This is a genomic window from Mesorhizobium silamurunense, assembly GCF_014843825.1.
Classification (GTDB): domain Bacteria; phylum Pseudomonadota; class Alphaproteobacteria; order Rhizobiales; family Rhizobiaceae; genus Mesorhizobium; species Mesorhizobium silamurunense.
On the sequence record NZ_JHQR01000053.1, the window covers coordinates 1 to 11,956 of the forward strand.

At 58.6% G+C, this 11,956-nt stretch carries 8 protein-coding genes and 3 pseudogenes; 5 read left to right on the forward strand and 6 right to left on the reverse strand.

Features of this window, described 5'->3' with window-relative positions; all coding sequences use genetic code 11:
* Window positions 1–148: 148 nt before the first annotated feature.
* The 3 genes from nifA to DH10_RS05890 all read left to right on the forward strand — a co-directional run bounded on the left by nifA (window position 149) and on the right by DH10_RS05890 (window position 4,331).
* Window positions 149–1,834, forward strand: a complete 1,686-nt coding sequence (gene nifA / locus DH10_RS05880; protein WP_425515287.1) for a nif-specific transcriptional activator NifA — start codon at window positions 149–151, stop codon at window positions 1,832–1,834.
* 233 nt (window positions 1,835–2,067) lie between these two features.
* Window positions 2,068–3,216, forward strand: coding sequence for a histidinol-phosphate transaminase (hisC, locus tag DH10_RS05885; protein WP_192384438.1), 1,149 nt, complete (start codon window positions 2,068–2,070; stop codon window positions 3,214–3,216).
* An 86-nt stretch (window positions 3,217–3,302) separates the two neighbouring features.
* Window positions 3,303–4,331 carry an LLM class flavin-dependent oxidoreductase gene (locus tag DH10_RS05890; protein ID WP_192246743.1) on the forward strand — a complete coding sequence of 343 codons (1,029 nt, stop codon included), beginning with the start codon at window positions 3,303–3,305 and terminating at the stop codon, window positions 4,329–4,331.
* A gap of 115 nt (window positions 4,332–4,446) precedes the next feature.
* Here DH10_RS05890 and DH10_RS05895 read toward each other — a convergent pair.
* The 3 genes and pseudogenes from DH10_RS05895 to DH10_RS05905 all read right to left on the reverse strand — a co-directional run.
* A pseudogene (locus tag DH10_RS05895) lies at window positions 4,447–4,663 on the reverse strand (hypothetical protein); the annotation flags it as partial.
* Window positions 4,664–4,832: 169 nt separating this feature from the next.
* Window positions 4,833–5,042, reverse strand: a complete 210-nt coding sequence (locus tag DH10_RS05900; RefSeq protein WP_192178675.1) for a hypothetical protein — start codon at window positions 5,040–5,042, stop codon at window positions 4,833–4,835.
* A gap of 231 nt (window positions 5,043–5,273) precedes the next feature.
* A pseudogene (locus tag DH10_RS05905) lies at window positions 5,274–5,473 on the reverse strand (integrase); the annotation flags it as partial.
* A gap of 212 nt (window positions 5,474–5,685) precedes the next feature.
* On the opposite strand from DH10_RS05905, the pseudogene DH10_RS38105 reads away from it, so the two are divergent.
* Both DH10_RS38105 and DH10_RS05910 read left to right on the forward strand, forming a co-directional pair.
* Window positions 5,686–5,903: pseudogene (locus tag DH10_RS38105) on the forward strand (IS110 family transposase); the annotation flags it as partial.
* A 304-nt stretch (window positions 5,904–6,207) separates the two neighbouring features.
* Complete coding sequence (locus DH10_RS05910; protein WP_192384439.1) at window positions 6,208–6,771, forward strand: sugar O-acetyltransferase; 564 nt, start codon at window positions 6,208–6,210, stop codon at window positions 6,769–6,771.
* A gap of 393 nt (window positions 6,772–7,164) precedes the next feature.
* On the opposite strand, the gene DH10_RS05915 is transcribed toward DH10_RS05910, so the two are convergent.
* The 3 genes from DH10_RS05915 to DH10_RS05925 form a co-directional block, all read right to left on the reverse strand.
* Window positions 7,165–9,078: an ABC transporter ATP-binding protein gene (locus DH10_RS05915; RefSeq protein WP_192384440.1), complete on the reverse strand. Its 1,914-nt coding sequence runs from the start codon at window positions 9,076–9,078 to the stop codon at window positions 7,165–7,167.
* A 33-nt stretch (window positions 9,079–9,111) separates the two neighbouring features.
* Window positions 9,112–10,941: an ABC transporter ATP-binding protein gene (locus tag DH10_RS05920; protein ID WP_343221473.1), complete on the reverse strand. Its 1,830-nt coding sequence runs from the start codon at window positions 10,939–10,941 to the stop codon at window positions 9,112–9,114.
* Window positions 10,942–11,013: 72 nt separating this feature from the next.
* The gene (locus DH10_RS05925) at window positions 11,014–11,916 is read right to left on the reverse strand and encodes an SIR2 family NAD-dependent protein deacylase (RefSeq protein ID WP_192246735.1); all 903 of its coding nucleotides are present in this window, start codon (window positions 11,914–11,916) and stop codon (window positions 11,014–11,016) included.
* Window positions 11,917–11,956: the final 40 nt, after the last annotated feature.

The window sequence follows — 11,956 nt, forward strand, 5'->3', positions numbered from 1 at the left end:
GGACTCTTATGTCAGGCGAGAACCACTAGACTCAGACAATACTCGCGAATCCGAACGAAGTGCCAGGGAGACACCGTCATGCTGCACATCGCTTCAGCACGCGAAAAGGGCTAACTCAAAATCCGAGACGAACAACGCGGTCGCTATTGTGCCGTCGCACGAGCGTGCGCTTGCCGGCATCTTCGAAATATCGAAAGCACTCACCGCCCCCTCTCGGCTCGAAGTCACGTTGGCCAAGGTCGTCGATCTTCTGCGATCGTTTGTGCAGATGCGGCACGGCGTCATCTCTCTCTTCGACGGTGATGGCGAACTGGACATCACCGCCGGCTGGAGCGAGAGCTGCGATGAGCGCTGCCGGATGTACCTGCCGCGGAAGGCAATCGACCAGATTGTGACGGCGGACACGCCCCTCGTCGCCGAGAACATAGCGGTGCATTCGGCCTTCGGTGCCGCCGACATGGACGTGCTCGGGACCTCCGACGCCGTGTCGTTCATCGGCGTTCCCATTCGCGTCGATGCGAACGTGGTGGGCACGCTGACCATCGACCGCGTACTGGACAACAGGTCAAGATCTTGGCTCGATTACAACCTCCGTCTGCTACCGGTGATCGCCAACCTGGTGGGACAGACAGTGAAGTCGCATCGCTCATTCGCGTGCGACCGCGAGCAACCGATGGCGGAGAAGGAGCGGCTGCAAAAGCAGTTCGGCGAGCTCAAGCATCATGCGCGGGAGCGTAAGAAGGTTAACGTCAAGGGAGTCATTGGCGACAGTCCGGCGCTGCTCGGTCTGCTCGAGAAGGTCGCGGTGGTAGCCGGGGCGAAGATTACGGTTCTTTTGCGAGGCGAATCCGGTACCGGGAAGGAACTGATCGCCAAGGCCATTCACGAATTGTCGCCGCGCGCCAAGCGGCCCTTCATCAAGGTCAATTGCGCGGCGCTGCCTGAGACAGTCCTGGAATCCGAATTGTTCGGTCATGAGAAGGGTGCCTTCACCAGCGCGTTCAATTCGCGCAAGGGGCGCTTTGAGGTCGCCGACAAGGGGACATTGTTCCTGGACGAGATCGGCGAGATCTCGGCCTCGTTCCAGGCAAAATTACTGCGCGTGCTGCAAGAGCAGGAGTTCGAGCGCGTCGGCGGCAACCAGACCATTAAGGTCGATGTTCGCGTGATTGCTGCCACGAACAAGAACCTGGAAGAGGCGGTTGCAAGGAACGAGTTCCGCGCCGACCTCTATTACCGAATCAGCGTGGTGCCCTTGCTGGTGCCGGCGTTACGCGAAAGGCGCAGTGATATTCCGCTCCTCGCGGCTGAGTTTCTCAAGAATTTCAATGATGAGAACGGCCGTACGCTGACCTTCGATCCGAGTGCGATTGAGGTACTGAAGAACTGTGATTTTCCCGGCAACATTCGCGAGCTCGAAAATTGCGTGCACCGGACAGCGATCATGGCGGATGGACCATCAATCGGGAGAAACGACTTTTCCTGCTGCCAAGGCCAATGCTTTGCCGCGGCGCTGTGGAAGAACAGATCGGGCAAGAGCGCGCTGAAACCGGGACCGATCGTGCCGGCGCCAGTGAATCCGGCCACACCGCCGGCTGCGGCCGCTAGTTCTGCCGCCGTGGCGGTCCCGCCAGCGATCACTGGGCAGCCACCGCCAGCGCCTGCCGGCGCAGCCCAGTTAAATGGTTCGAGGATTATCGATCGCGAGGGTGTCACCGCGGCCATGGAAAGATGTGGCTGGGTGCAGGCAAAGGCGGCACGCCTGCTTGGACTGACGCCGCGCCAGATTGGCTATGTGTTGAGGAAATACGGCATCGAGATCAAGCGTCTGTGAAAGACGACTGAGGCGAATAGCTGGGACAAATCGAGCGTTGGTGGTTTGGCGGGCCTTTGCCCATGACGAGGGGTGCAGACCCCGCGTCGTCGCCAATTCGATCCGGCCTCACGGCAATCGGCGTCCCGACAAAGCTGGCGTGAAGCAGCGCTATGACGCCGGTTTGTCGGCCACATTTTCTCTCGACCATCAGCTGATGCCGGATGCCCTTCGCGACTGAAATGGAGAAAAATATGTCCGATGCAAAACTGCAAAGTGTGCTTTCGTCACTTTCGCAGGTGGCGAGACAGTTAGAGGCTCTGCCATCCGACCCAACAGCGCCGGATGCAAGTTGCGTCAAACTAAACACGAATGAGAACCCATTTCCGTTGCCGGCACTCATAATGCAAAGTGCGATTGCGGCCCTAGAACGACAGTATCTCTATCCAGAAGACGACAACATCAGCTTGAGGGAAGCAGCCTCCAAAGCCTACGGCGTCTCCAAGGATCAGGTGATCGCCGGTAACGGATCGTCTGAACTGCTCGGGCTCATTTACAGAGCTTTCCTTGCCGCGGGCGATAGCGTGGCTATGGTGTCGCCAGGTTTTTCGTTCAACCGCAAACTTGCCATGTTGCAGGATGCTCAATTTCTCGAAATCGGATGTGACGAGGCTCATTCCTTGCCGATAGAGCAATTGCTTTTCGGCCCTGCAAAAGACGCCAAGTTCATTCTGTTGGCCAATCCGAACAATCCGACCGGAACGTTTGTTCCGGTGGTCGACATCGAACGCCTCCTAGCACAATCGGACCGTTTGATCGTCCTGGATGAGGCCTACGTCGACTTTGCACCTGACAATGGTCTGCGCCTCATCGATCGTTATTCGAACCTTCTGGTCTTAAGAACGTTTTCGAAAAGCTATGCCGCCGCCGGCGTTCGCGTCGGTTTCGGTTTCGGTCACCCCGAAATTATTGGCAGGCTGCGCAACATCCAGAATGTCTTCAACATGAATGTGATTGGGCATGCGGTTGGTATCAGCATCCTTGCTCATCGCGACGCTTATGCAGACAACCACAAACACGTCAAGCGTGAACGACAGCGGGTCACCTTGGCGCTGTTGCAACTTGGATTTTCAGTAGCACCATCCCACGCAAATTTCGTGCTAGCCCGTGTGCCAGCGGGACAGGACGGCTCATGGTGGCAGGCAGCCTTGGAAAGGCAAAAGATACTTGTGGCCTTTTTTCCTGATAAAGGTTTGGAAAATTACATCCGCGTCAGCATCGGCACAAAAGAACAGATGGATGCATTCCTTACCGCTACGAGAGATATTTCTGCAAGCTTAAAGATGCCAAGATCCAGACGTTGGGCAGCATCAGGTTCTGCTTTCGCGCTACGCGGGCGATAATCCTACCGATCACACACCTCTATATCTTTGAATTGCTTGATCATCGCAAGCAAGAGAACGTCCCGCGTTGAACTTGGAGAAATCGAGTGAGAAACGCCTTTCCTTCAACCCTGACCTTCGGCATCTTCGATCACTTGGACGAGGACGGCCGCGATATCGCCCGGCAATACGCGGATCGCCTGATGTTGGCAGAGGCATGCGATCACCTCGGTTTCTATGCATATCATCTGGCAGAGCATCACTGTACCCCGCATGGCAGAGGTCCATCGCCGAATCTGTTCTTGTCGAGCGTCGCCCAGCGCACCCAGCGCCTTCGTGTCGGTCCGTTGGTAATGCTACTTGCCCTTTATCATCCGCTGCGTGCGTTCGAGGAGGTCTGTATGCTTGACCATTTGAGCGGTGGCAGGCTCGAACTCGGTATAGGACGCGGCTCTTTCCCCACCGAATTGGGTTACTTCGGGATTGGTGCGGACGCGGCGCCAAGCCAGTATGCGGAAGCCAGCGAGATCCTTATAAATGCGATGAAAGGCGGCACGCTGTCTTATCAAGGCCGCCATTTTGAATTGAATGGCGTTCCTTTGACGCTAAGACCTCATCAGCGGCCGCATCCGCCGACCTGGATCGCCACCAATCGACCCGAGCCGGCAAGCTGGGCCGCGGCTAATGGCGCAAATATCGCGTGCGTGGGACCTTCCTCTTCTGTTCGCAGAACTACTGATGCCTTCCGCGCCGGTCGAGAGCACAAAACTGAGGCGGACGAGCGAGCACCATTTCTTGGATTGCTCCGAATGGTTGTGATTGGGCCTTCTGAAGCAGATGCGTATTCGCTCGCGGCACCTGCTTACGAACGATGGCTTAAGAGCTTCAAATTCCTTTACGACCTCAATGCCATCCCGACTCCACCAAACCTGCCGCTGACCTTCGATGCAGCAATCGAGAGTGAATTGTGCGTAGTAGGATCGGCAGCTTCTGTGCGAAAAGCTCTGCTTGGTCAGTTGGAAGAGGCAGGTGCCAACTACCTTCTTTGTCAACTGGCATTTGGGGATCTGCCGCTAGATGCATCCCTGTACACCGCAACGACGATTCAATCCGAAATCATGGCTCAAGTCGGCTGACCATGAAATTTGCTGTCTGATTGGAGATCAAAATCGTTGTCGCAGCGCTCCATGACATTCCCCGTACAATCTGTGGGACGACCCTGCGTATAATGCCGGGATTGATATTCCGATATCATTTTGCCGATCGCCGATCCACGGGCACGGTCGGTGTCTGGTACTTGCGTGTCTCCGCCGAGGTGTGGCCAAGCTGCTTCTGAACATAGCGTTCATCAACCTCGGCTGAGGCGAGGCGGGCGCGCAGCGAGAGGCCAAAATTTTTGACCACGCTCGCCTTCGTTTTCACCGCGCACCCTGTCGGCCAACGCTGCAGGCTTCACCAGCCGCGCCACGAACGACGCCAGGCCGCCGAACGGTGGCGATAGACGCAAGGGCGGTTCGAGATCTCGGAAAAGCTTCCCCGGAGCCTGCAGAGTCCCAACTCATGATCGTGGATCTGTGAGCCGGCGTGCATGCCGCGGTTCCGCTGGCGCAGCCGGTCATGCGAGCCGTGCCGGTGGCTCATTCGTCGCCTGCGAGACCGTCGAACGCCTCAAGCAGTGCATCGACAATCGCCTGGCCGAGCGCCTGTGCTTTCTCACCGATTTGGGCTTCGCTTCCGTTGCGGGCGGCGGTGGCGAGTTCCGAACCCTGATCCGTCAGGATCGCATTGGCCCGATCGATCGCCCATTGCGCGAAATCGTCCCGGCTGTCGATGATCCTGGTTTCCATCAATGCGCGCTCCCGCGTTTAGGATTTGTTTAGCCTATCTGGGCTAAGATCAAGGTGCGCGATGGGTACTGCGTTCGCGCCACAACACGCCTCGATCCTTGCAGCGTCATCCCTGCTGAGCAAGTCCGCTTCGCCCGACCGGAAGTGCGATTTTGCGTTCCGTGGCCACTTGCAGCTCTCAACGATCGTTTTGGGCCGAACAGCGCGGCTTGGAGCAGTAGCGTGGGTCAGTCAGACGATCAGCCGCGCGGCGCGGCCTAATTGGCGCTCGGCGTCGTTGTAATAGCGCGACGCCTGTTGCACGGAGCGGTGCTGCGATTTCTGCATCGCTTCAGATAGCGGAATGCCGCAGCGGGCGGCTCGGTGAGATATCCGGAGCGCAGGCCGTGTGTGGAAAAGAGTGTTGGACCAAGCCCGGCCTCGGCAATGCGGCGTATCACGCGTCACCGGCTCGGAGGCCGGGAATGGTCGGCGGCCTCGACCCGGTTCATCCGTTCGCGCCTGCGGACCTCCGCTGGCAGATGGTTGAGATCCTATGGGGGTGAATAGCGGCCGCCACTCTGCGAGGGTGAAGTCGCCAAAAACCATCCAGGAGGCTCGCAATGAAAGTCGTAGACCGTTCCGATTCGCCGAGCGCTATTCAATTCGCGTTGAGCTGGCTGCAATCTTCGTTTCTTTCGAACTCTCTCGTTCGAAATGGCTGATCACGTCGCTATCGCCAGGTGTCGGCGAGCGCATGTCGAGGTTCGCGGTGACAGGCGGGGATGCTCCATTGCCTCACCGAACAGCAGCGCAAAGCGAAAGCACGTACCGGTCGTAGTTTTCGGATCATAATCGATCCAAGAAGCCGGTGTCTTTGGATTGCCGCACTGGGAGAAGAGTTGGCAATTCTCGACGCGAAAATGGAAAGCGAAGCGGCCGCCAACCGGCATCGGTTGAGCGTAAGACGGCTTGACGAATGCTCATTGCCACGCAGTCAAATTGCACGCATAGGCTTGGCATAGAGGACGCGGCCGAGGAGATGCTCGAACGAAGCTGGTCGCCGACGAGACTACCGCCCGGGTCTTAAGCCGGGGCGCGGCAAGACCAAGATACAAACGTTGCCCGAGGCCAATCCGCCATGCACTCGTACACCACACCACGAGACACGATCTGACGAGGAACCATGATACGCAGTCAAAAAGAGAAGATGCTCGCAGGCGAGCCGTATAGTGCGGCGGATCCGGAGATCCAAGCTGACCTGCTGGCCACCGGGGCTTGGCTGAAGAGGTACAATGACACGTTGGGCCAAACCGCCGAGCAGTGGCATGCGCTCCTGTCCGAGCGGCTAGGAGAGGTTGGGCTCGGAGCGGTCATCCGTCCGCCCTTCTATTGCGACTACGGCTTCAACATCCGCCTCGGAGCCCACGTATTCCTCAATTTCAACTGCGTCATCCTTGACGTGGCAGAGGTGACGATTGGCCAAGGAACGGCAATTGGGCCTGCCGTGCAAATCTACACCGCAGATCATCCGCATGATCCTGAGCAGCGGCAGAGTGGGCTGCAGCTCGGGCGTCCTGTCCGCATTGGCAGCAGTGTCTGGATCGGCGGTGGAGCAATCATTCTCCCGGGCGTCACGATTGGCGATGATGCGGTCGTGGGCGCTGGCAGCGTGGTCACTCGAGATGTCCCCGCAGGGGCAACAGTCGTGGGAAGTCCGGCTCGGGTGCAAGGGGTTCAAAGTCGTTGAACTTGGCTGCCAAGCTCCGCTATGCCGAGTGGCTGTGCAAAGCAACCCGTCAATTACGCGCAATTGCGGCCGGTTGGGCGGATGCCGCTCCGCTTATATTCGTCATAATCTCGGGTCTTACACCCCCTCGAGGAAGGCCAGGTCCTTAATCGCGCGCCGCCTGGAAAGTGCTGCGCATCGTTCTTTCCATCCTTTGCCGACATATCGCGCATGGCTCCGGTGTCGGCATGGACAGCATTCTTGTCGAGGCTGATAAGCTCGGAGACGCATCGCTACATCCGCGACGTGTGTGGCGAGGCAGACTCCGTGTCGCCGACAGACACGCCATCTACAACGATCTTGTTGGCCTCAACCGGATGGAACGGGTCACTCTAGACAATGGCCGACCAAACATCAGGTCCGGCACCCCGCTGTTGCGGTGGTATCGAGTTTCTCTTCGGGAATGTCGTCGAAGGACGCGTAGTTAAGATTGTAGAGTTTGGAATAGAGACCACCCATAGCCATCAGTTTGTCGTGGTTGCCGGTCTCAATGACCTGGCCATTCTGAAATACGATGATACGGTCGGCGCCGCGGATCGTTGCAAGGCGGTGGGCGATGACGAGGCCAGTGCGGCCTGCAAGCAGTTTTTTCAGAGCCTTCTGAATCAGCATTTCCGTGTAGCTGTCGATGTTGGCGGTGGCCTCGTCGAGGACGAGGATCTTGGCGTCGGCAACGAGAGCTCGGGCGAAACTGATAAGCTGGCGCTGGCCGAGAGAAAGGTTGCCGCCCCGTTCGCCGAGTTGGGCTTCATAGCCGTCGGCAAGGCTCATGATGAAGTCGTGGGCGCCGACCGCCTTGGCAGCCTCGATCACCTTGTCGCGCGTGGCTTCCGTCTTATGGTAGCGAATGTTCTCGAGGACCGTCCCGGTGAACAGGAACGGCTCCTGCAGCACCATGGCGACCTGGCGGCCGAGCGATTCCTGGGTGAGATCGCGCACATCCTGTCCGCCGACTAGCACTTGGCCCTGCTGAACATCATAGAAGCGGTGGACGAGGGCCATCGCGCTCGATTTACCAGAACCGGTCGGCCCGACCAGGGCGACCGTCTCGCCGGGATTGGCCCGGAAGGACACATTTTTCAGCACCGGATGGTTGGGATTGTAGCCAAAGGTGACATTCCTGAATTCGACCGAGCCGTTCATTTCGGCCGAAAGCGCCCGGGCATCCGGTTTGTCCTGGATATCGATCTTGACGTCGAGCACATCGGTCAGGCGCTTGCCGGAGGCCATGGCGCGCTGCATGATCGAATATTGCAGAGTGAGCGAGCGGATCGGATCAAAGAAGCGCTGGATGTAGAAAAGATAGGCGACCAATACGCCCACATCGATACGGCCGTTCATGATCATGGAGCCGCCGACCACGATGACGACGGCCATGGCGAGGCCGGTGAGCCCATCGACGATCGGCACCATGACCTGTGCATATTTGGCAGCAATCAAGTGAGTCCTGAGATTGGCACGGGCCTTGTCGCCGTAGAGAATGAAATTCACCTGCTGGCGGTCCATGGACTGAACTGTGCGCACGCCGTGAATGGCTTCAGCCAGCGCGCCATTGGTGACCGAATTGGTCTCGTGCGCAGCCATGAAGGCGTCGCGGGCACGCGGCAGCCAGAAGATGCGGACGATGAACAGGATCGACAAGACCGAGAGCGTCAGGAGGCCGAGGCGGAAGTCGAGCCACAGCATCACGAAGACGATGCCGAAGAGAAGCGCAACATCGCCTACGGAAAATAATGAGTTTGCGAGGAATTCCTGTATGGAGTTGACGTCGCCTTGCAGGCGGGACATCAGGCGTCCGACCTCGGTCTTGTCCATGAAGGAGAGCGAAACCCTCTGCAGATGGCCGAACATGGCGCGGCGGATGTCGAAGAGGACATTCTCGGCCGTTTTCCCAATCACGGCTTCCTGCGTGTAGCCAGCGGCGAAATTGACCAAAATCGCGAGAAGGAATGCTCCGGCGGCCGCAAGCAGGTAGGAGTGATCGATGCCTCCCGGAGCCATCCAGTGGTGGATCGCGCAGCGAATGATCAATGGGATGAGAAGCTGCGTGCCCGTGAAGATCAGCAATGCGGAAACCGAGATGAATAGCTCGGCCTTGTAGGGACGCGCGAAGGCCCAAATGCGCCGGATCACGTTCTGGTCGAAAGCCCGGCCGAACATCTCCTCTTCGATACGGTGCGAGCCGACAACCGCGCGGGGAGGGCGCTTGCCGTCGCCACGGACGTCATTGCGTTCGCCTTCGAGTTCGTCGCCGTCCTCTTGGGCCATCAGCGCCCGTTCCCATACTCGATCATCATGTCATCACTCGGAGCGCATCTGCAGATCGTAAAGGGCCTTATATCGTTCTCGCTTCGCCAAAAGCTCTTCATGGGTGCCACGCTCGACGATCTCGCCGTTGTCAATAAAAAGGATCTGGTCGGCGTGCATGAGCGAGCTCAGCCGGTGGGCGATGATGATTGTCACCCGCTCGTTAGCGAAGCGCCGTATCGCCGCGCGGATGCGCTGCTCGGTGGCGGCATCGATCGCCGCGGTCGAGTCGTCGAAAACGACGACCGATGGGCGCAGCATCATGGTGCGCGCAATCGTGAGACGCTGGCGCTGGCCGCCCGAGAGAGAGATGCCGCGTTCGCCCACGACCGTCTCGTAGCCTGCTGGTAGCCCTAGGATGTGGTTGTGCAGCTGGGCGGATTCGCTAGCGTGCTCAATCCGCTGTTCTTTCGCCCAGGGATCGCCATAAGCGACGTTGTTCTCGATCGTGGTGGTGAACAGGAATGCGTCCTGCTGTACGACCGCGACCGCTTTGCGAAGAGTTGCTAAGGTGACCTTGCGGATGTCCTGCCCGTCAAAGGTGATGGCGCCCCCGGTGACGTCGTAAAAGCGGGGGATCAGGTGAGCCATCGTCGATTTGCCCGAACCCGGCGGACCGACGATCGCGATTGTCTCACCCCTACGGGCCTCAAAGTTGATGTTCTTCACAATCGCGCGGTTTTCGGTGCTGGGATATGCAAAGGAGACATTGTCGAAGCGCAGAGTGCCTTCGCTGATCTCGAGCGGTCTGGCGTCGGGAGCATCCCTGATTGTGATATCTTGGTCGAGGAGACCGAAAAGACGCGACCCGCAAGTGGAAGCGCGAGCGAATGCATTGACTATCAGGCCAATCTGGCGCACGGGCATTTGCAGGATAGTCATGAATGTCAGGAATGTGGTGAGCTTTCCGACGGTGATCTCGTCGGTCATGACTTTGTTGCCACCGATCCAGAGGACCAAACCCATGGCGAAAAAGTAGGACAAGGTCATCGCCGACGTGTTGGGTGCGTGGATGTCAGCGAGCTCGTGGGCGAGGTCGAGCGCGTTCTTCGAGGCGCGATCGAACTTCAGCATCTCATAAGTCTGTGCCGCAAAAGCGCGGACGACGCGGATGCCTCCGAGATTTTCCTCCATCACGCGGCTTAGGACCGAAAACCGCTCCTGTAGGTCGAGCCAGGTGGCCCGCAGCCTAAGCTGCGTGACGGACGAGCGCCAGCCGACGAAAGGTACGAAGCTGAGCGCGAGAAGACCGAGCACCGGATCGGTGGAGATCAGCATGTAGGCCCCCATTCCAATCAGCATGGTGAGGTGGAGGGCGCGAACGAGGGCGGTGGAAAAATACGTCCGCACGCCTTCGAGATCGAGCATGCCTATGGTGATCAGATCGCCTGAATGCACCTGATCGTGAAAGGAAAAGCTGAGACGTTGGATCTTCTCGTAGCAGGCGAGGCGCAGTTCATACGCGACGTGATGCCCGACCGCTTCGGCAAAATAGTTCTGCACCATCGTGAAGAGGCCTCGCAGGGCGCTGACGGCGAGCAGCAGGAGAGCCGAAATCCAGAGCGCTCCTTCCGCCGCAGCCCCGGTGACACCGCCTCCGATAGCTATATGGCTCTGGTCGATCGCTCGGCCGAGAAGCTGCGGGATGAGCAACTGGAGGATTACCGCTACCAGTGTCGAGCCGATGGCGAAGGCGACCTGCCACCGGTGTCGCAAACTCATCCGGGTAATACGCAGCAACGTGCTCAAGTCCCGCCCGGCCGCTTCAAGATGCGTGACCGAATTCAGAGACTGCGTCGCGCCGCCAATAGCATCATTGCTCACGGGTGTGTTCCAGACTGAATTGAGCTTTCTGTACACGCCGGGTCGACTCACCATGAAACGCGACCGCCACGTTTAATGGCCACCATCTCCAGCAGTGCCTCCTCCGACGAGCCGAGCCGCGGCTACACCTGTCGGCATGTCAATGACCGTGATTGCGTTTTCTGCAAGGAAACGACGTTCGTTTTTGGTGAGCGTTGCCGCATCGATTACCGCAAAATGTGATCCTTCCGAGCGCTTCATGATCTGTCGGGCATAGGTGCGCAGCATCTGATCGTTGAAGCGGCAGCCGACGAAGAAGAAACCACGGTTGATGCGCCGTTCCTTCACCACGTCAGGGATCGGCGTCTGGATGTCGATTTCGGTTAGGACTTCGACATAGTCGGAATCCGCGACGAGGAAATTTGCGGCCGGCTTAACACTACCATGAGGCGTATAGAGAATCGTCTTTGCCACTGGCCCTGGATCGAGTTCGTTCCCGGACAAGTCGTAGGTTTTGGTCCAAATGTTACCGATTTCGTTCGCCCGCGTAACGCCCTGTATCTCGACGACGTCCACTCGGCCGGCCTCTGCAAGGGCGGCTCGCATGGCGCCGTCGTACCAGCTGTCGATGATGAGGGAGAGCGGCAGCTTTGCGAGCCAGGCGTGGAGGACGGTCGGTGCCGCCGGCGCTGCGAATATCTCGGCCATCCATGCTTGAAGCGTCCGGCGATGCCGGCGCTGTTCGATGAACTGTGCGACCGACCACATATTGGTGCGAATCCTGGAAGGGGCCGGCGCGCGCGCGTTGAGCGCCGCGGCGACGGCTTCCGGGCCATACGGTACAGGCCTTTTCGCGGAGCTGAGCCTGAGGAGACCCGGACCGAGATATGGGATCACCGCATCGGCCGCGAGCGCTTCATTCAGCAGGTCAAGCAGCTTTTCGGCAAAACTGTCGCGGAGGACGACGAGGTGGCGCGGGGTCAGGATCGTTTTCATGCTCGCTTCCTCTCGCAGCCCTGTTGTCAACTTGCCCACA